Origin of the sequence: Enterococcus sp. AZ156 (assembly GCF_051714165.1) — a bacterium.
Taxonomy (GTDB): Bacteria; Bacillota; Bacilli; order Lactobacillales; family Enterococcaceae; genus Enterococcus_B; species Enterococcus_B pernyi.
The window spans coordinates 827,258-846,487 of record NZ_JBIORI010000001.1 but is presented as its reverse complement, the minus strand read 5'-3'; the positions used below and the strand labels follow the sequence as shown (position 1 = coordinate 846,487).

The window sequence follows — 19,230 nt, the reverse complement described above, 5'->3', positions numbered from 1 at the left end:
CGAACACCGTAAATGAGATTGTGAGAAAGTCGTTCAACTCCAAGTCATACGAGAGATAGCATCCCTTCCTCTGGCTATTTTCTTATGTCTCCTACGACCGTCAAGAATTTTTTATAACGGATACCATTTTATAATGAAAGAAGTTTTGCTATGAGAAATCCTAAACCTAAAGAATGGCTGGCTCAAGATTATAGTCATGACTATATCGCCGATTATAAACCGTTCAACTTTGTGGATGGCGAAGGTGTTCGTAATAGCTTATATGTAAGTGGCTGTTTATTTGCCTGTGAAGGTTGTTTTAACAAAGCCGCTCAGAATTTCCGTTACGGCAAACCATTCACTCCAGAACTGGAAGAACAGATCATGGCTGATCTACGTAACGATTACGTCCAAGGATTGACACTCTTAGGTGGTGAACCTTTTTTGAATACGAATGTTTGCCTACGTGTAGTTGATCGAATCCGGCAAGAATTTGGTCACAGCAAAGACATCTGGTCTTGGACCGGTTATACCTTCGATGAATTATTACAAGATTCGGAAGATAAATTAGAACTGCTCTCGAAACTCGATATTCTTGTTGATGGCCGTTTTGAATGGTCAAAAAGAGATTTCAAATTACAATTTCGTGGAAGCAGCAATCAGCGTATCATTGACGTGCAACGATCGCTTGCTGAAAAACAAGTCGTCATCTGGGAAAAATGTACAGATGCTACGCAAACATATGAGCAAATAAAAAAACAAGAACTGATTTAACTATACTCAGTTTTGATTGAACACAATAAAAAATGCTCCATCTAAAAGACCAAGACAGAAGTGAATTCCGCTTTTGTCTCAAAGTCTAAGATGGAGCATTCTTTATTCTATTTCTGGTTCTATCGCTTGCGTTTCCCACAAAGGTAACACAATATTCTCATAAGTCATCGGATCTAAATTCGTCAGTGTGATACCTAATAAACGAATCCCCTTCCCTATCCCTAAAATCTCTTCCCATATCAGACTAGCTTGATAAAACAGTGCTTCTTTTTTATAGACATATTCTGGTAATGTCACTCGTTTCGTTACTGTAGAATAATCGGTATAACGGACCTTCAAGACAACTGTTTTTCCATGTTTCTGAACACGCCGGAGAGAATCTTCCACTTTCTCAGCCAGCTGACGTAACTGACCAAGAACTTCTTCTTCTGTTCTTAGTGGTTGTCCATACGTATGCTCTTTCCCAACTGACTTACGCTCTCGGGTAACATTGACCGGCGAATCATGGATACCTCGTACTTTTCGATACAACGAATACCCCATTTTACCAAACTGTTGGATCAACATCATTTCAGTACATTGATACAGATCTTCTCCTGTAAAAATACCTAATTCATGCATTTTAGGAACAGTTTTCTTGCCGACACCATGAAATTTTTCGATTGGTAATGCTTTTAAGAAATCGACAGCTTCTTCGGGGGTGACGACCGTCATTCCTTTAGGTTTTTGAAAATCTGATGCAAGTTTCGCTAAAAATTTATTATAGCTGACACCAGCCGAACAAGTCAGATGCACCGTTTGCCAAATATCAAGTTGAATCATTCGGGCGATCTTAATCGCTGATTTACAATTGATTTTATTATTCGTGACATCTAAATAAGCTTCATCAATACTAACTGGTTCGACTAAGTATGTATAGCGATAAAAAATCTCCCTCACTTCTTTTGATATCTCACTATATTTTTGGTGGTCTCCCGGTTTGAAAATCGCTTCTGGACAAAGTTCATAGGCTTTTTGGGCACTCATTGCTGAATGGATGCCGAACTTACGTGCTTCATAGTTAGCCGTCGTCACTACCCCACGCCCGCCAGTATCACTGGGATGTCTGGCGATCACTAAGGGTTTTCCACGAAGTTCAGGGTGATCTCGTTCTTCAACGGACGCGAAAAAAGCATCCATATCGATATGAATGATTTTTCTAGACGTATCATTATGTAAAGGAAACTGTAATTCCATCAGACTCACCCCACTATCATTATACACGAACTTTTGTTCCCTTTCAAGAAAAGATCTTTCCTTAAATCCTGTGAATACGCGCTGTCTTTTCTTTGGCACACGTCTCTATTTGTGCAAGTCTACTTATTCGTTTGGACATGCTCAATATTAAATAACAATTATTATGATTTTAAAACATCATTATATTATGCTATTATCTGTTTGTAAAAGACTGGCCAGTCTTAATTAAAATTAATGGAGAGTATCCATGTTAAATAACTTAAAAAATAACGTTAGCCCCGTTTTAGAAAAAGAGTTTTAAAAAATCAATCAGTTCAGAACTAAATTCTTAAAAAAAAATTTGACAAGAACTACTCCCGATAATACTCTACCATCCAATCATATTGTGAGTACTTCTGATATTTTTACTTTGACTCCTGATAGTGCAAAAAAAATTGTCAGCAAATCAAATGTCCTGATGTTCAGACTCTCAAACTATTGACTGGAACGCCAGATTTTCTATTTGAAAATGAGTTAACAACCGAAGATGAACGCTTCAAAGTACTACCAGATATCAATTTAAAAGAAAACCGTACAAGTCAAAATCTATGTACTGTTCTAAAAGCTTATGTATATGGTAATTCTAATGATGCTCAGGTGTACGAGGAAATGTTGAATCGCTTTATCTTCCCTATGACTCTCCAGCATTATGGCAGCAAGGAGCAAAATCTCACAATCAAAGAAAACACTAGTTTTGTGATTGATTCTGGCGATACGGTCTCCCTTTCTTTTAAGTCGGTGACATTAGAAAAGAACGCTAGTCTCGTTTGTGCACACATGTCCACTTTCAAACTGAACAGATGACTCAATTGGAGCATACTTCCTTGAATAATGGAATTGTCGTCATTGGGACACATGGAGGAAATGGCGGGAATGGCGGGAATGGAGCAGCTGGAGCAAACGGCGGAAACGGTGGTTCCGATATTAATAAAAAATTGGGTGGAAATGGGACTGAGGGTGCAGATGGCTCTCCCGGAACAGAGGGTGGCAACTCATCTGAATGTAAGTTTTATATCAAAAAACTTACAGGAGATACTCCTTTTGGCAGCTATGGTGGGAATGGTGGAAATGGTGACAGTGGCGGAGACGGCGAAGCCTCAAAGAGCTGCACGGATGGCGGAAACGGTGGAAACGGAGCAAATATAGTTATCTATATAGAGGAAGGAGTGGAATATATTCTTACAGGTACACATGACGTTTCCCCTGGACAAGGTGGAAAAGGCGGTGCTGCTGGAAAAGGCGGGTCTAAGAAAAGTGATGGCAAGCCGGGCTCACCGGGAACAAGTGGCAGTGCTGGAAAAAGTGGTAGCGCTGGGCAAGCCGGACAAAGCGAGAATATCTCTATTTTACCTTATCGTGATCCTGTAGATTAATCCGGTTAACCCTTCTTATATCACTTAGATGCAATCAAACGAACAAGCTGTCGAAATAATTTCTGCATCAAAAAAGAGTGGAATCATCGCAGTAAACTAAATAGCTGTATTGTTCCCTTCTACTCTTTTCAAAATACGAAAACTATAATTTAAGAAATGATTCATCAATAATAAGCGGAGAGACGAAAATCTAAACCTAATTTCCGTCTCTCCGCTTCATTTATCTAGAATAGTTGATGTAGCTTGTTCTTCTTATTTCGTTTAATTATCCAATTCATGGAACTGACGATAAACTTCTTGTTTCTTGATTCCGTTTTTGACTGCAATCGTTTTGATTGCCGCATTCGGTTTTTCTCCTTGATCGATCAATTGTTGTACTTGTTCTTTCAAGCTACCTTGAAGCTGTTCAGTTGGAACTATTTCCTCGTTGCTTCCCTCAACAAGTAAACAGCATTCTCCCTTGATCGGCTGTTTTTCTAAATAACCAAGTAATTCTTCGATGTCTCCGCGTAGGTATTCTTCATGGATCTTCGTCAATTCTCGACAAAGCACCACTTGACGATTGCCGAACACTTCCAACATGTTAGTCAACGTTGCGGCTACGCGATAAGGTGATTCGTAAAAAATCAATGTTGCTTTCTGTGCGACAAGAGATGCTAGTATGTCCTGTTGTTCCTTTTTCTTTCTAGGTAAGAAACCATAGAATAAAAATGGTTGCGGAACAAGCCCAGAGGCAATCAATGCGGTTATACCCGCTGTAGGACCTGGCAATGCTACAACTGGGATATCTTCTTTGATACAAGCAACAACAAGCTCATGTCCAGGATCACTGATAGATGGCATGCCCGCATCGCTTACTTGTGCTATCGTTTTTCCTTCTTTTAGCCAGTCGATCAATTGAGGAATACGTTCTTTATAATTATGTTCGTGCAAACTTTTTTGGGGAGTTTGGATCTCGAAATGATTCAATAGCTTTTGTGTATTGCGTGTATCCTCACTCGCGATCAAATCCGCTTCTTGTAATGTCCGCACACTGCGAACAGTCATATCCTCCAAGTTTCCGATCGGTGTTGGAACGAGGTAAAGTGTGCCAAACACGTGATTTCCTTTAAAGCTCTTTTGGTTATACATATGATTCTCCTTATCAAACAGAGTAAAGGAAGCTACTCTAATTAAAAAATTTATCCTGGTAGTTCAACGACGAATACCGCAAAACAAGAATGCTTTGCGGTATTCATTGACTGTGATAGAAGCCACTAGATCCTTTGATTTAGCGTCCACTTTCACGATAGATCACTTCTAAACAGAACGCACAAGGTTCATCATTTTCACGTCTTGAACCATACAAATCATAACAAACATGAAATCCTTCTTCGTAAATCTTTTCAAGATTCATTCGGGATTTTGATAGTTCTTGTTTGGCATTTTCAGCTGGAGCTTGCGCCACTTGGTTCAATTCACGAAGATGTTCACGTAATCGTTGATTTTCCATCTCTAAGGTGGTATTTTTCTCAACGATCTCATGCAGTGCATGTTTCATCTCTACTAATTCAGTCAATGTATTTCGTAACTCTGACTCCAATTGGTTCAACCCATCATATAATGATCTCTTATCCATTCATCTCACCTACTTGGATGAAATTTTTTAGTTCATCCCATTCATATTCAACAGGATTCTCCCGTCCGTTCAGTCGCACACTAACTAAGCAACTAAGCAGGTTCAATCCTACGACTTTCCCTTTACCATCAGGAGTTTCAAGTGTTTTCCCAAAGTCAGGGAGTTCTTTTTTTGCGGCTTCATATGCTTCACTTTCATACTGTAGACAGCACATCAAGCGACCGCACAAGCCAGAAATTTTAGTTGGGTTCAGTGATAATCCTTGTTCTTTTGCCATTTTGATCGAAACAGGGACAAAATCTCCTAAGAAAGAAGAACAGCAAAGTGGTCGCCCACAAGGCCCGATACTTCCGATCATCTTCGCCTCATCCCGAACACCGATTTGTTTCAATTCGATCCTTGTACGAAAAACGGCCGCCAAATCTTTCACTAATTCACGAAAATCAATACGTCCATCTGCCGCAAAATAAAAAGTCAATTTGCTTCGATCAAAAGTATATTCAACTTGGACGATCTTCATTTCTAGTTTTCTCTCTCTAATTTTTTCTTTCGCAATCAAAAAAGCTTTTTTTGCATCTTCTTCATTTTTGTTGCATTTTTTAAGCTCAGCAGTTGTTGCTTTATGCAAAATGGGATTGATGGTTTCAGGTAAATCTTCCAGATCAATATCTCTTTTGGGAATAGCAACCGTTGCGATATGTAAAGTTTGCTGAGACTCGACTAACACTTTATCATTGTATGCATATTCTGAATCTCCGGGTGTAAAATAATAGACATGACCAGCATCTCTATAACGGACACCTACTACTTCTACCATTTGTGGCCTCCTTGATTACGCAAAATATAAATTGACAAATCAAAAAATCGTTTGTAATACAAATTGCTCAGCAACGGCTTGAAAACTCACATTGCTACGCAGTTTTTGTTCTGCTAACAAAATACGTTCAATCGTTTGATTCAGCCGTTTGACTTTACCATACTCCCCAGATGTTATCGCCTGTTTTTGAGCTTCCTGATAATAATACATTAAAATTGAAAAACCAGTAAATTGTTGTTTTTTTTCTTTAAATACTTTCACCAATCGTTTTTGGACATAGATAAAGGCTTGTGTATCTCTTTTATCTAAGTAGACAAACCATTGATAAATCAAGTCCTTAGCCTCATTAAACCATTCATCTTCTGAGATTTCAACTGCTTTTCCTAAACTGTTTGTCAAGAATGACAAAAGTTTTGCTTTTTCCGCAGAAATTTGCTGATCTTGTAATTTTTGAATCAATGAATCCTTTGACAATTCTTGGAAATGCAAGGTTTGACAACGAGATTGGATCGTAGGTAAGATCCGACCAATGGCTTCCGTTTCTAAAATCGCTAGAAAATCACCAGGTGGTTCTTCTAAAAATTTCAATAGACTATTGGCCGCACTCGCGTTCATTTTTTCTGCTTCCTGGATCAAGAATACTTTTTTCCTTGATTCATATCCACTACGACTAAACTCTGTCTGTAAGCGCCGGATCTGATCGACCTTGATCGACTGACCATCGGGTGCAAGAACGAGTACATCCGGATGTTCTTGATTTTTGATCCGTTGACAATTATTGCATCTACCACAAGGTTGTTGGTTGTTCATATTCGTACAATATAAATGTTGTGCTAACCAAATGCCTACCTCATGCTTTCCTGTACCTTTTTCACCTTCAAAAAGATAAGCATGAGCGAGACGCCCATGCTCAAAACTTCGTTGAAGTTGTTGATACACGAGAGGTTGCATTTGCGCAAGTATGTTTTCTTGAGCCATAGTTCCTCCTAGAAATGGTGGAATCCTTCAACTGGTAAGACAAAGACTGTTGCTCCGCCCACTTCTACTTCTACAGGATAAGGAACGCCACCGTCCATTGAAATATCTAACGTTACTGGAGTAGAAACAAATTGTTTTCTTGACTCACATGTTTTTTTGATGATCTCTAATGCTTCTTCGACACGATCGTCCTCAATACCAACGATAAATGTGCTGTTTCCCGCTTTAAGGAAACCACCAGTAGAAGATAATTTAGTCGCACGAATGTTTGCATCGATCAATTCATTGGACAAACGGTTGCTATCTTTATCTTGAATGATTGCTAAAATGATTTTCATTTACGTTCACCTTCCTGACTTTCAAAATATTGTGGAAATTGGTTGATAATTGCGTGGTAACTCAATTGTAACACTTCTTCAAAACTATTTCTTGCATCGATCTTATGGATGCGGTCTGGATGCTCCTCTACCAATTTCAAATAGGCATGACGGACACGCTGGTGGAACTCTAATCCCTCTGAATCTAAGCGATCGATTTGATTCTGCCGATTTTTAGCGATGCGACGTAATCCTGTGTCAGAATCCACATCAAGATAAAGAGTAAAATCAGGAGTCGTTCCTTCTGTAGCAAATTCATTCAGTTCAGCAATCTCGTTTACGCCGATCCGACGACCCGCACCTTGGTAGGCTAACGAACTATCGACAAAACGATCACACAAAACGATTTTCCCACTCGAAAGTGCAGGTAAAACTTTTTCGACCAAGTGCTGTCTTCGAGCAGCTGCGTATAATAAACTTTCTGTTCGCTCGTCCATGCGATCATTTTTGGGATCAAGAATCACTGCACGAATCTGTTCAGCAATTGGTATCCCACCTGGTTCCCGAGTTTGAATGATCTCTGTTTTTGCTACTTGTTGTAAAAGAGGATATAGTTCTTTGATGATACTCGTTTTACCTGCACCATCAGGTCCCTCGATCGTAATAAATAAGCCGTTCACACTTGTTCCTCCATCTCTTCTCTTGCTTTTCTATTGTATCTGAAAATCTTTGTTGATCAAACTACCGCGATCTGACTCGTAGAAAAAAATCATAGTTCACGTCTGCCTTCGACCGCTTTCATTAAAGTCACTTCGTCTGCATATTCGATATCGGAACCAACAGATAAGCCATGAGCTAACCGTGTGACTTTGATACCAGCAGGCTTGATCAATCGTGAAAGGTAGATTGCTGTTGCTTCTCCTTCAGTGGTCGCATTCGTTGCGATGATCACTTCTTGGACCTCTGCATCATGCAAACGTTGTAAGAGAGGAGGAATATTGATATCTTCTGGACCCGTACCTTCCATTGGTGACAATACACCATGTAGCACATGGTACAAGCCACGATACTCACGCATCTTCTCCATCGCCATGACATCTTTTGGTTCTTCAACGACTAAAATGATGCCACGATCTCTCGATGGATCTTTACAGATCTCACAAGGATCTTCTTCTGTGATATTTCCGCAAATACTACAAAAATGTAGATCGCGTTTGACGCTCAATAAAGCTTTGGCAAATTCATTGACCACTTCATCTTTCATATCGATCGTATAAAAAGCCAGTCTTGTCGCTGTTTTTTGACCAATACCTGGAAGTCTCATATAACTGTCGATCAGTTTGGCAATTGGTTCTGGATATTGCATGTTCATTTCCCCTTCAGGAAAATTTAAAAGGGTAAGCCCTTAGTGTATTTTCCCATTGTTTTTTCTGATTCTGTATCGATTTTTTCTAATACGTCATTTACAGCCATCACAATCAAATCTTGTAGCATTTCTGTATCTTCTGGGTCAACTACTTCATCATTGATCTGGATATCTTTCATTCGACGATTACCAGTAAAGACGACTTTGACTAGATCATTCGTAGAACTACCAGTAAATTCTGTTTCATTTAGTTTTTCTTGGGCTTCGCCCATTTCTTTTTGCATTTTTTGGACTTGCTTCATCATCCCTTGCATATTTCCCATTCCGCGCATCATTAATATCGCTCTCCTTTTCTAATCATCGATTACTGTGACTGCTGAACCGAAAAGTTCTTCAGCTTTCGTCACTACATTTTCTTGGTTTGTTTGTTCTTGAGGAAGCAATTCGATCTCGTCTGATTCATCATCAGACGCAAACGATTCTTCTGCTTCTCCATCCTTTGCTTGGACGAGATAATTTTTTCTTAGACCAGGCCAACTTTCCCGTGTGATATAGACAGGCTCTGGCGCATAATCTTTGATCATGCGACTAAGTTGGTTGTGGATCGCTAATTGAAGCTCTTCGTCATTAGCTGCGCGCTGACAGACGATTTCATAATCAAAAGCAATCACTAGTCCATTAGGCCCTGCCGCAACTGGTTCACTTGCTTTGAGCATCGCTCGCTGGGTCACTGACAAACTCATCAAAAGATCATCCCAGACTTCTTTTACTTCATTCAAGTGTTTCCTTGTCGCCTCTTTTAGTACATTATACACCCGTTCCGTAGGAATACGGTATGTACTTGGCTGTTTTTTCTGAACAGGTGATTGCGGCGTTTGCTGATTCGCAGTGACTTTCACCGTGCCATTTTTGATTTCTTTGATTTCCTTTTTCAGCTCTTGGATCTCTTGTTGCAATTGTTTTACTTGTTGCTGATCGATTTCACTAGGCACTTGCTGACTTTCATTTGCTGAAGATTGAGCTAGTTTCACTGTCGCAACCTCTAAATAAATAGTCGCACTATTTGTAAAACGCACCTCATTTTGTGTATCGCTCAAAATTTGGATCATTTGAAACAAGCGTTGTGCCGGGATTTCTTTCGCCAATGTCGTGAATGTTTCTGTTTTGACATGTGAGGTTTCCTCTAATAGATTTGGTGCTTGCTGAAACATCAATAGATCACGGCAATAAGACAACAGATCTTCTAAAAAGCGCCGTGATTCTTTTCCTGCCGCTAAAATTTGATTCAATTCTTGTAAGGCTTGTGGGATCTCTTTGCTAAAACAAGCGGATAGATACGCATCCATCATCTCATTCGTCAAACTCCCCGTGACTTGCATTGCATCATCCAACGTGATCGTGCCATCACTGAAAGAAATCGCTTGGTCAAGAATACTTAACGCATCTCGCATCCCACCTTCTGCTGCTCGTGCGATGACTGTCAACGCAGGCGCTTCGTAAGCAATCTCTGTTTGATCCAAGATATATTCTAAATGTTCGGTAATATCTGCTGCATTGATCCGTTTGAAATCAAAACGTTGTGTTCGAGAGATGATCGTTGCAGGGATTTTGTGCGGTTCAGTGGTTGCTAAAATAAAAATAACACTTTCTTTTGGTTCTTCCAGTGTTTTCAGTAAAGCATTGAACGCTCCAGTCGAAAGCATGTGGACTTCATCAATGATATAAATTTTGTAAGCGGCTTTTGTTGGTGCATAATTTGCTCGATCTCTGATGAAACGGATCTCCTCGACACCATTGTTACTTGCCGCATCGATTTCAATGACATCTTCTTGTGTCCCAGTCGTGATCGACTGACACATCTCACAATGATTACAAGGTTCACCATCTTTGCTGTTTGGGCAATTGATCGCCTTGGCAAATATTTTTGCCGCACTTGTTTTCCCTGTCCCTCTTGGTCCTGTAAACAAATAGGCATGTGAGGTTTTATGGGAAACAATCGCATTTTTCAATGTTTGTGTCACAGCTTTTTGTCCAACGATATCCTCAAATCGCTGTGAACGCCACACACGATAAAGTGCTTGATATGCCATAAGGATCCCCCTTCTTTTGAAAAATTCACTAACTTTTATTATACGTGATTTAGCCAAAAAAAACTACTATACTTTATTCGGTTGTAACAGAAGTGAGCAACACTTAGAAATAAGCCTTAACATTCAAAAAAGCTGCTCGTATTTTGGGATGTTTCGGCTAAATACCAATTTCGAACATCGTTTGTCTAGGTTGTGAAAGAAACCTTAAACTCTAGACTATTAGACAGAAACAGCAAAAATAGCTATTTCATCGTTGATTTTTTGAGCTGTGTCCAAAGAGTTGCGCCTTGAACAGTATTTATCCAGATTCTGAAAAAAAGTTCAGTTCTAAAACGTATGGCTGAATGTGGGAAATAGGTGCTCTGGTTTTCTACATCTTTCGACTGAGAGCATTTTCAGTCTCCTATGGTATAATACAAACATATACGTAGTAAAAAAATACTTGCTCACAGGGAGGACTTTTTATGGGACTTATTAAAGCAGCAACTAGCATGATCGGCGGCGGATTAGCAGATCAATGGATCGAAGTCATTGAACCAGACAATATGAGCGACACCACAGTCATGACAAAAGGTGTCAAGGTACGTAAAGACGATAAAAGAGGATCCAATCGAAAAGGTACAGAAGATGTATTGACAGATGGCACAGTCGTTCATGTCTATCCGAACATGATGATGCTTTTGGTAGATGGTGGAAAAATCATCGATTACACAGCTGAAGAAGGCTATTATACGATCAAAAACGATGCTGCCCCTTCCATGTTCAATGGTTCATTGAAAGGTGCAATCGCTGAAACCTTTGACCGCTTTAAATTTGGTGGCGTAACTCCACAAAAACAACAAGTATTCTATATCAATCTACAAGAGATCAAAGGAATCAAATTTGGCACAAGCGCGCCATTAAATTACTTTGATAATTTCTATAATGCAGAATTATTCTTACGTGCGCATGGAACGTACTCTATCCATATCACCGATCCAATCTTATTCTATACAAATGCAATTCCTAAAAATAAGACGCAAGTTGAAATTGCAGATATCAATGAACAATATTTAGCAGAATTCTTGACTGCTCTTCAATCAGCGATCAACCAAATGTCTGCTGATGGGCAACGTATTTCCTATGTCCCATCAAAAAGTTTAGAACTAAGCAAATATATGGGCACAGCGTTAGACGATTCCTGGCGTGAGCTTCGTGGGATGGAGATTGTTTCTGTCGCAGTTGCTAGCATCTCTTACACAGATGATTCGGTCAAACTCATCAACATGCGCAATGAAGGTGCCATGTTAGGTGATCCTAGTGTCCGTGAGGGCTATGTGCAAGGTTCGATTGCTCGTGGGATGGAAGCTGCAGGTAAAAATGATGCCGGTGCGATGACTGGCTTTATGGGTATGGGAATGGGCATGAATGCCAATGGCTCCTACTTAGCTCAGTCCGCACAAAATAATCAAGAACAAATCAAGCAACAACAAGAAAAACAAAACCAACAAACAGCTCAAGGTACTAACGATACATGGACTTGCCCTGTCTGTGGTACCGAAAACACCGGGAAATTCTGTTCAAACTGTGGTGCTGCAAAACCAGTGGCAAACAGCCAACCAAAGCTTGAAATGAAATGTAGCGAATGTCATGAAGTAGTGGATCTTTCAAATGGAATTCCTAAGTTTTGTCCAAATTGTGGAAAACCATTCAAAGGTATCCCACTCGACTAGTTGAAAGGGGTGCCTGAATGGATGCTTTAACACATAAATGCCCCAATTGTGGCGGACCATTGACCTTCGATCCAAAAGATCAAAAATTTCATTGCGACTATTGCCTAAATATTTATACAGAAGCAGAAGTCAGTCAATATGAAGAGGAACAAAAAGCGGCCCGCGACATCAATGGGACTCAAGATCAACCAGTTGCAACGGATGAGTTCACCTTTACAGCAGAAGAACAGCTCGATCAAATGGATGAAACAGAACGTCAAGCATTTGCCGATGCTGGTGGAATGACTGATACAGAGGCAACAGCTGAACAGACGGCTACTGACGAACAAAGCAACATGGAACTATTTTTATGTCCAAACTGCGGTGCAGAAATCGTCACAGAAGCCACTACAGCTGCTACCTATTGTTACTACTGTCATAATCCAGTCGTGCTATCCGGACGACTAAGTGGTGACTTCTTACCAAATAAAGTTCTGCCTTTTGCTGTAGAAAAAGAAGAAGCAATTAAACAGTTTCTCGCATGGACGAAGAAAAAATGGTTTGTACCAAAAGCATTTTTCAATCAGGAGCAAATCGACAAATTAACTGGCGTTTATTTCCCATATTGGGCAACCGACGCTGAACTAGATGGTTCTTTACAAGCCAACGGGACAGTTGTCAGAATCTGGCGTGTCGGTGATATCGAGTATACCGAAACAAAACAATATGCCGTACACCGTGAAGGAAAGCTTTTCTTCAAAGAATTAGTAAAAAATGCTTTGTCAAAAAATACTCAACAAAAAATGGTGGAAGCTGTCCAACCATTTCCTTTAGCTAAAGCTATCGGATTCAAAAGTCAATATCTCGCTGGATTCCAAGCAGAGAAACGTGACATTGAGTACCAAGCAATCAAAGCAGATATCCAAAATGAGTTACGTGACTATTCCGAAAAATTGTTGCGAGATACAGCCAATGGCTATACTACTTTGACCGGAGTACGTGCTTCTGCAGAAATCACTGGCGAACAAAATGAATATGTCTTGTTACCGGTCTGGCTTGTTACTTACCGTAGCAACGATTCTAACAAGAAAGTCTATTATTATGCAATGAATGGCCAAACGGGTAAAGTTAGCGGTGTATTACCGATCAGTCATAAAAAACTCGCTTTGACCTCTTTCGGGATATTCACTGTTTTAGCGATCCTCTTTATGATTGGAGGCTATTTGATATGATGAGTAAAAAAAGTCTCTCCATTTTCTTTTTATTAGCCATTAGTTTACTGTGGACACCGATCGTAGGAGCTGCTACCCCAACAATCAATGACGAGGCGAATTTATTTACAAGCGAACAAGTCAACACACTGAGCCAACAAGCGAAAGAAATCAATGACAAGATCAAAGGACAAGTATTTATTGTCACGACTACCTCAAATACTGCAGAACCTAGAGACTTCGCTGACAACTATTTAAGAACCGCAATAGGAAATGATCAAAATGGTTCTGTTTTACTTTTAGATATGGGGCAACGAGAAATCTATATCTCCACTTCTGGAAATATGATTGACTATTTGACGGATCGCCGGATCGATTCGATTTTAGATGATGTCTATGATCAGATGACGAATGCAAACTATTATGCAGCAGCCCAAGCCTATTTGACCAAAGCTTCTACTTATGTAGATGAAGGAGTGCCTGGCGGTCATTATCGTATAGATGAAGCCACAGGTAAAATCACTCGGTATAAAGTTTTGACTACCGTCGAAATAGTGATTGCGGTGGCTTTGGCAGCTATCTTAAGCATCGCTTTTTATATGATCACCGCCTCACGATACCAATTGAAATCCGGGACATATAAATACCAATTTCGTGAAAAGGCAAGTATCAAATTGACGGACAAAACAGATCGTTTAACGAACTCCTTTGTCACGACTCGTCGTATCCCTAAAGCGCCACCCCCAGGAAGCGGTGGTGGTGGCAGCACGACTCATTCGAGTGGTGGCGGTACCTTTGGCGGCGGCGGCCGAAGTTTTTAATTAAACGAAAACAGAACACAAACCAAAACATGGATCAGATTATGAGGGACTCCCTCTATCTGATCCATATTTTTTGATTCTTTCATCAAATACTTACACACTTGTCCATACTTCATAGGTATAGAAATAAAATTACGTTAGATAGATAAATATATTGATTTTTAATTTCATAAATGTATACTTGATTTATGAAAGCGTTTCAAATAAACAAAAGGAGGTCTCACCATGAATAATAAAGAAACAGTTCCATCAATCATTCATTTTGGGATGAAATCGGCTTGTTACTTGCTTCTTGCTTGTATCGTCAGTGGTATCTTCATTCCCTATTTATTCTATTTATTGCACTGGGAAGTTCGACTGGGTGTCTTTCTCTTTCTTCCTCCCTCTTTAGCTGCTGTCATCACTGGCAATTATTATTTTATTTCAACTAATACAGGTTTTACTAAAGGATGTATCCGAACATTTCTTATCGCTACAGTCTGTCTGATGTTCGTCGCTTATCTATGGTTGTATCAAGGCATCATCTTCTAAATTCTATCGATAAAAAAGGAGTGTCAATATGTTAACAAAGTTTACAGAAATCATTGAGCGTTATTTGGCAGGTCCAATGGCTACAATTGCCAACCAAAGACATTTACGTGCCATACGTGATGGGATCATCGCTACATTGCCACTAATTATCGTCGGTTCGTTTTTCTTGATCATTGCTTTTCCGCCCTTACCGCCCAGTTGGGGGATCTATCAGTTCTTGTCCGAAAATGCAGCAACTATTTTATTACCTTATCGCATGACCATGTATATCATGTCTCTATATGCGACATTTGGCATCGGTGCCAGTTTAGCCAAAACCTATAAACTAGATGTTGTTTCTGGTGGGTTACTCGCTACGATTGCTTTTTTGTTGACCTTTATCCCTGTCAATATTCCTCTTGAGGCTGCGGAAGCTGCTGGTACTTCTGGTTTTGTTTTGCCTATGGCCAATCTTGGCGGTGGTGGGATGTTTGTCGGAATCATTACTTCAATTTTTGCAGTCGAAGTGTATCGTTTGACGGATAAATCGAAATTTAAAATCACAATGCCTGAGCAAGTACCTCCTGCGGTCGCTCGTTCTTTCGAAGCATTAACGCCAACCTTGATCGTGATTTTAGTCATGGCATCGATCAGCTATTACATCGGCTTTGATTGGCACACTGCCGTTTCAAAAATTGTCAGCCCTTTGATCAGCGCAACCGATACGTTGCCGAGTGTCTTGTTGCTGATTTTTCTAATCACTTTTTTCTGGGCATTCGGTATCCATGGCGTATCCATCATTGGTTCACTTGCTCGCCCCTTATGGTTGCAGATCTTAGAATCCAATACAACTGCAGCAGCAGCTGGTGAGGCTTTACCCAATATTGCAGCTGAACCTTTTTATCAATGGTTTGTTTGGATCGGTGGCGCAGGTTGTACGATCGGTTTAGCGATTCTGCTTGCCTTCACAGCCAAATCAAAATATGCTTCAAAATTAGGTAAAGCAATCATCACTCCTTCTATTTTCAATATCAATGAGCCAGTTATCTTTGGCGTACCGATCGTATTGAATCCAACACTGATCATTCCGTTTATCTTTGCTCCAATGGTTTGCGCAACCATCGCTTGGTTTGCGACTAAACTAGGTTTAGTCAGTGCTGTTACCATCACCGCACCATGGACGCTCCCTGGTCCTATTGGTGCTTACTTAGCTACAGGTGGTGACTGGCGGGCAGCCGTATTGAACATTTTATTGATCATTCTTTCCATTTTCATGTATTATCCATTTGTTAAGATTTATGATAAAAATGAATTAGCAAAAGAACAGGCTTTAGAAACTGGAACACCAAGAGAGACACCACTATCTAACTAATTTGAGAAATACTTAAAGTAAGTTTGAGTCAACTTCTTTTATTTCATAAAAACAGCACCTACTTTCCTTAAAGAAAGAAGTAGGTGCTATTTTTCATTACTGTTTTTTCATTCTAGCGAAACTGATTTGTTGTAACTTATTATTTCAATACCCAGACACTGCTTGTTTCGGGATTGCTATTGGTATTCCACCATTTTGCTTCATAGGTCTTTCCTTTGTAGACGACTCGGTCACCACCAGAATATGCTTTGATTGTTCTCCATTCTTCTGTTTGTGTTTTATCTACTTTCTCCCATGCCTGAGATGTATCAGGACGTTCACCTCTGACCCACCATTTAGCACGGTATTGGATGCCGTTATAAATCACTAAATCTCCTGCTGTGTAAATTTGGTCACTGCGCCAAGTATCTTGAATAACATTTTGCTCATTGGTCTTGATTATCACTGCCGGACTTTTTCCTGACTCATTACCTGCTCCATCATAAGCACTGACTTGATAAGTATAGCTAGTATTGCTTGCTAGATTTGTATCGGTGAAATTCAAGCCTGTTACTGAATTGATTTTCACCCCATCACGATAGATATTGTAGCCAGCCACACGTAAATTATCTGTCGCAGCAGTCCAAGTGATCTGTGCGGTATTTGTAGTAACAGTGCCTTGTGTCAAACCTGTAGGGATGCTTGGTGCTTCGTCATCTTTTTCTTCTTGTCGTGTAACAACCGTCAAGAAGCCCGTTTTTGCTGATTCATTACCTGCTTCATCATAAGCACTCACCTGATACACATATACTTCGTTACTCTTTAAATTTTCATCTAAATACTCTGGCTTATCCGTTGTTCCCACTTTTACGTTGTTCCGATAAACATTATACCCTTTGACTTTTGTGTTGTCTGATGATGGATTCCATGTTAATTTGACAGAATGACTTGTTACCTCATTCGCCGCAAGATCTGATGGGATCGTCGGTGCTTCTTTGTCATTATTGTTCGTACCACCATCGATATCTCCTACTTCACCTGTCATCTCATCTCGATACTCCCAGATTTTTTTAGTCAAGCTTGGTAGTTTTTCCATTTCAAGTCGACTTTCAGCAGTTACTTGAATACCCCATTTTTCAAAGAAAGGTTGTAAGTTCTGACCACTGATTTTTGAAGCCGCAACGACAAAATACTGACGTTTATCTTGTTCCGTAGGAAGGGCGCGTTGTTCATTTCGATACATTTTATGTAAATTAGGATAGAAATCTTCACCAAATGCTAATTCCAATTGCCAGAACATTCCTAATTTTGTCCAGATATCCTGGTCATCAAATTGTTTCTGTCCTGTTCCATTCAAATAGTTGAAAATAGTTGGATAACGATTATCTCTTTCTAGACGACTACGCTCGCTCAGTCCTTTTTCTGCGCGCAGAGAATAAATATTTACTGTGACCTCCGTCAAGTCTTTCCAATTCATTCGTGATAATTGATACGTATGACCAAGTTCATGCCAAATTCCCCATTGTCCGATAGTCGTAGGATTCAGTACTGCTCTCATTGCATCTGAGGTGCTGTTATAAGCTGTATGTTGATAAAAAGCATACATATAATAGCCAGACTGAATGGTTTCTCGCAAATGCTGGAACAAACCAACTGGCTTTCGATGGACAGCAGAACTACCATCTAAACCAGACGTTTGATTATGGAATGTAATGACTTTCTCATGTGCATTAAGAATCGTCTCAGGATCCTTTGCATCCTGGAGTGTTCGATTCGATCCTGTCACTAACACACGGTCACTGACTAGTTCATAGCCTACTGCTGTCGGATTATCGGCAATCATTTTTGTCCATTCCTGCTGGGTTGTTTTACCAAGAATAAACCGAGGAATCTTTATCCCACCTTTGATTTCAATACTTAGTTTTCCTTGCGCTGTTTGACCAGATTCATTTCGAATGTGGATCAGACCGACTTGCGAACCAGAAATCACATTACGTCCCTTAACCAGTTGTGTTCCATTTGCCGACCCTTCCGAAAAACTCGTTAAAGCAGGTGTAGTAACTGTATATGTCGGCAGTTGTGTTTGATCAGTTGATTCATCTACGTATATCTCGATCACATCATTCCCACGCTTATATATTCCGGTCGATTGATTAGTACTCGGACCAAATGGATTATCTAAAATAGTTGATCTATATGTATTTAGATTCTCACTCTGTTTGAGTTCCAGTTTAGTAGAAATATTTTGATTTGTTTGTACGATTGCAGATATGGTAGCTTTTTCATTATCCCTCGAATGAATAACTTCATCTGCAGTAGTTATATCAGAAAACATAACTATCCCTAACAGCGCAGCGCTAAATAATAAACTTTTCTTCATTTTTAAAATAACTCCCCTAAAATTAATTTTTATTACAAAATAACTATAACATCTGAAAGAATATGTTATTTACCAATTTTTCATCACATCTAAAAAAAATGAAAAAAAATTTATTTTATTTATGCTTCAACTGATAATTACCTATAAAATTGCTGTTTATATCACTATCCTTATCAAACAATGATTTAAAAAAATAAGGAAAGAATAAACATGTTTTGTATATTTTGCCTATATAATAAAAAAACAGACTACTTGAATGACCTAGCCTCTGATAGAAACAGTTTTAGAATGTTTAAGCAAATAGATTTTTCTTATCTCTGGAATGTCCGCGTCTGATATGCATTCGACAGCAAGTATCTTTTCTTCTGATGTCGAATGCTGAATCATCGTTACTTGCAGAATATTCTTTATTTGGAAAAAGATTCTGAGCATACATCTACACATTAAAAAACTTAATTCATAAACCTATTATTATTTTTGAAAACGTAGGAAATTAACACGTACTTCTGTATACCAAGCGAATAAACCTAATGTTTAGAATTCTTCGTTAACAGCCAACCAGTGATCAGAAGAAACAGTAAATCGTTTTGCTGTTTTCATGAGTGGTACATTGGTATTTACAAAAGATCAAAAGCAAAAAACAGACTATCCTGATAGGATAGTCTGTTAAACCTTGACT

General features: G+C 39.4%; 19 protein-coding genes. 8 read left to right on the top strand and 11 right to left on the bottom strand.

Annotation, left to right across the window (positions count from 1 at the left end; genetic code table 11):
• Positions 1–150: 150 nt before the first annotated feature.
• On the top strand, positions 151–753 hold the full coding sequence (gene nrdG / locus IGJ95_RS04055; RefSeq protein WP_010736040.1) for an anaerobic ribonucleoside-triphosphate reductase activating protein: 603 nt from the start codon (positions 151–153) through the stop codon (positions 751–753).
• A gap of 102 nt (positions 754–855) precedes the next feature.
• On the opposite strand, the gene dinB is transcribed toward nrdG, so the two are convergent.
• On the bottom strand, positions 856–1,992 hold the full coding sequence (gene dinB, locus IGJ95_RS04050) for a DNA polymerase IV (protein ID WP_438762192.1): 1,137 nt from the start codon (positions 1,990–1,992) through the stop codon (positions 856–858).
• Between the two features lie 474 nt (positions 1,993–2,466).
• Between dinB and IGJ95_RS04045 the strand changes: the two genes are divergently transcribed.
• Both IGJ95_RS04045 and IGJ95_RS04040 read left to right on the top strand, forming a co-directional pair.
• On the top strand, positions 2,467–2,832 hold the full coding sequence (locus tag IGJ95_RS04045; protein ID WP_153830328.1) for a hypothetical protein: 366 nt from the start codon (positions 2,467–2,469) through the stop codon (positions 2,830–2,832).
• Positions 2,833–2,852: 20 nt separating this feature from the next.
• Positions 2,853–3,401 (top strand): hypothetical protein, encoded by a 549-nt coding sequence (locus tag IGJ95_RS04040; RefSeq protein WP_153830327.1) that lies wholly within the window; start codon positions 2,853–2,855, stop codon positions 3,399–3,401.
• A gap of 261 nt (positions 3,402–3,662) precedes the next feature.
• Here the strand turns inward: IGJ95_RS04040 and rsmI are convergent, their stop codons facing one another.
• The 9 genes from rsmI to dnaX form a co-directional block, all read right to left on the bottom strand.
• Complete coding sequence (rsmI, locus tag IGJ95_RS04035; protein WP_010736044.1) at positions 3,663–4,532, bottom strand: 16S rRNA (cytidine(1402)-2'-O)-methyltransferase; 870 nt, start codon at positions 4,530–4,532, stop codon at positions 3,663–3,665.
• Positions 4,533–4,671: 139 nt separating this feature from the next.
• Positions 4,672–5,019, bottom strand: a complete 348-nt coding sequence (locus IGJ95_RS04030; RefSeq protein WP_010736045.1) for a DNA replication initiation control protein YabA — start codon at positions 5,017–5,019, stop codon at positions 4,672–4,674.
• Positions 5,012–5,836: a PSP1 domain-containing protein gene (locus IGJ95_RS04025; RefSeq protein WP_010736046.1), complete on the bottom strand. Its 825-nt coding sequence runs from the start codon at positions 5,834–5,836 to the stop codon at positions 5,012–5,014. Before IGJ95_RS04025 ends, IGJ95_RS04030 begins: the two co-directional genes overlap by 8 nt.
• Before the next feature lie 39 nt (positions 5,837–5,875).
• On the bottom strand, positions 5,876–6,814 hold the full coding sequence (gene holB / locus IGJ95_RS04020) for a DNA polymerase III subunit delta' (RefSeq protein WP_010736047.1): 939 nt from the start codon (positions 6,812–6,814) through the stop codon (positions 5,876–5,878).
• Between the two features lie 8 nt (positions 6,815–6,822).
• On the bottom strand, positions 6,823–7,152 hold the full coding sequence (locus tag IGJ95_RS04015) for a cyclic-di-AMP receptor (RefSeq protein WP_010736048.1): 330 nt from the start codon (positions 7,150–7,152) through the stop codon (positions 6,823–6,825).
• Positions 7,149–7,811 (bottom strand): dTMP kinase, encoded by a 663-nt coding sequence (gene tmk / locus IGJ95_RS04010; RefSeq protein ID WP_010736049.1) that lies wholly within the window; start codon positions 7,809–7,811, stop codon positions 7,149–7,151. Before tmk ends, IGJ95_RS04015 begins: the two co-directional genes overlap by 4 nt.
• Positions 7,812–7,900: 89 nt before the next feature.
• Positions 7,901–8,497, bottom strand: coding sequence for a recombination mediator RecR (gene recR, locus IGJ95_RS04005; RefSeq protein ID WP_019722633.1), 597 nt, complete (start codon positions 8,495–8,497; stop codon positions 7,901–7,903).
• Positions 8,498–8,520: 23 nt separating this feature from the next.
• A complete protein-coding gene (locus tag IGJ95_RS04000) occupies positions 8,521–8,832 on the bottom strand; it encodes a YbaB/EbfC family nucleoid-associated protein (RefSeq protein ID WP_010736051.1) in 312 nt (103 codons plus the stop codon).
• A gap of 18 nt (positions 8,833–8,850) precedes the next feature.
• Positions 8,851–10,587, bottom strand: a complete 1,737-nt coding sequence (gene dnaX, locus IGJ95_RS03995; protein ID WP_010736052.1) for a DNA polymerase III subunit gamma/tau — start codon at positions 10,585–10,587, stop codon at positions 8,851–8,853.
• Positions 10,588–11,051: 464 nt separating this feature from the next.
• Here dnaX and IGJ95_RS03990 point away from each other — a divergent pair, with 464 nt between their 5' ends.
• The 5 genes from IGJ95_RS03990 (at position 11,052) to IGJ95_RS03970 (ending at position 16,192) form a co-directional block, all read left to right on the top strand.
• Positions 11,052–12,299, top strand: a complete 1,248-nt coding sequence (locus IGJ95_RS03990) for an SPFH domain-containing protein (protein WP_010736053.1) — start codon at positions 11,052–11,054, stop codon at positions 12,297–12,299.
• 17 nt (positions 12,300–12,316) lie between these two features.
• Entirely contained in the window at positions 12,317–13,510 is a 1,194-nt protein-coding gene (locus IGJ95_RS03985) for a hypothetical protein (protein WP_010736054.1), read from the top strand.
• Positions 13,507–14,310, top strand: coding sequence for a TPM domain-containing protein (locus tag IGJ95_RS03980; RefSeq protein ID WP_153830326.1), 804 nt, complete (start codon positions 13,507–13,509; stop codon positions 14,308–14,310). Before IGJ95_RS03985 ends, IGJ95_RS03980 begins: the two co-directional genes overlap by 4 nt.
• A 225-nt stretch (positions 14,311–14,535) precedes the next feature.
• Complete coding sequence (locus IGJ95_RS03975) at positions 14,536–14,841, top strand: hypothetical protein (RefSeq protein WP_010736056.1); 306 nt, start codon at positions 14,536–14,538, stop codon at positions 14,839–14,841.
• 28 nt (positions 14,842–14,869) lie between these two features.
• On the top strand, positions 14,870–16,192 hold the full coding sequence (locus tag IGJ95_RS03970) for a PTS sugar transporter subunit IIC (protein ID WP_010736057.1): 1,323 nt from the start codon (positions 14,870–14,872) through the stop codon (positions 16,190–16,192).
• A gap of 139 nt (positions 16,193–16,331) precedes the next feature.
• Here the strand turns inward: IGJ95_RS03970 and IGJ95_RS03965 are convergent, their stop codons facing one another.
• Complete coding sequence (locus tag IGJ95_RS03965) at positions 16,332–18,551, bottom strand: M60 family metallopeptidase (protein ID WP_023519263.1); 2,220 nt, start codon at positions 18,549–18,551, stop codon at positions 16,332–16,334.
• Between the last annotated feature and the right edge of the window lie 679 nt (positions 18,552–19,230).

What these genes read in the sequence shown, in the direction of transcription:
- nrdG (WP_010736040.1), top strand. Translation starts at nt 151, where the DNA reads ATGAGAAATCCTAAACCTAAAGAATGGCTGGCTCAAGATTATAGTCAT.
- rsmI (WP_010736044.1), bottom strand. Translation starts at nt 4,532, where the DNA reads ATGTATAACCAAAAGAGCTTTAAAGGAAATCACGTGTTTGGCACACTT.
- IGJ95_RS04030 (WP_010736045.1), bottom strand. Translation starts at nt 5,019, where the DNA reads ATGGATAAGAGATCATTATATGATGGGTTGAACCAATTGGAGTCAGAG.
- IGJ95_RS04025 (WP_010736046.1), bottom strand. Translation starts at nt 5,836, where the DNA reads ATGGTAGAAGTAGTAGGTGTCCGTTATAGAGATGCTGGTCATGTCTAT.
- holB (WP_010736047.1), bottom strand. Translation starts at nt 6,814, where the DNA reads ATGGCTCAAGAAAACATACTTGCGCAAATGCAACCTCTCGTGTATCAA.
- IGJ95_RS04015 (WP_010736048.1), bottom strand. Translation starts at nt 7,152, where the DNA reads ATGAAAATCATTTTAGCAATCATTCAAGATAAAGATAGCAACCGTTTG.
- recR (WP_019722633.1), bottom strand. Translation starts at nt 8,497, where the DNA reads ATGCAATATCCAGAACCAATTGCCAAACTGATCGACAGTTATATGAGA.
- IGJ95_RS04000 (WP_010736051.1), bottom strand. Translation starts at nt 8,832, where the DNA reads ATGATGCGCGGAATGGGAAATATGCAAGGGATGATGAAGCAAGTCCAA.
- dnaX (WP_010736052.1), bottom strand. Translation starts at nt 10,587, where the DNA reads ATGGCATATCAAGCACTTTATCGTGTGTGGCGTTCACAGCGATTTGAG.
- IGJ95_RS03990 (WP_010736053.1), top strand. Translation starts at nt 11,052, where the DNA reads ATGGGACTTATTAAAGCAGCAACTAGCATGATCGGCGGCGGATTAGCA.
- IGJ95_RS03985 (WP_010736054.1), top strand. Translation starts at nt 12,317, where the DNA reads ATGGATGCTTTAACACATAAATGCCCCAATTGTGGCGGACCATTGACC.
- IGJ95_RS03980 (WP_153830326.1), top strand. Translation starts at nt 13,507, where the DNA reads ATGATGAGTAAAAAAAGTCTCTCCATTTTCTTTTTATTAGCCATTAGT.
- IGJ95_RS03975 (WP_010736056.1), top strand. Translation starts at nt 14,536, where the DNA reads ATGAATAATAAAGAAACAGTTCCATCAATCATTCATTTTGGGATGAAA.
- IGJ95_RS03970 (WP_010736057.1), top strand. Translation starts at nt 14,870, where the DNA reads ATGTTAACAAAGTTTACAGAAATCATTGAGCGTTATTTGGCAGGTCCA.
- IGJ95_RS03965 (WP_023519263.1), bottom strand. Translation starts at nt 18,551, where the DNA reads ATGAAGAAAAGTTTATTATTTAGCGCTGCGCTGTTAGGGATAGTTATG.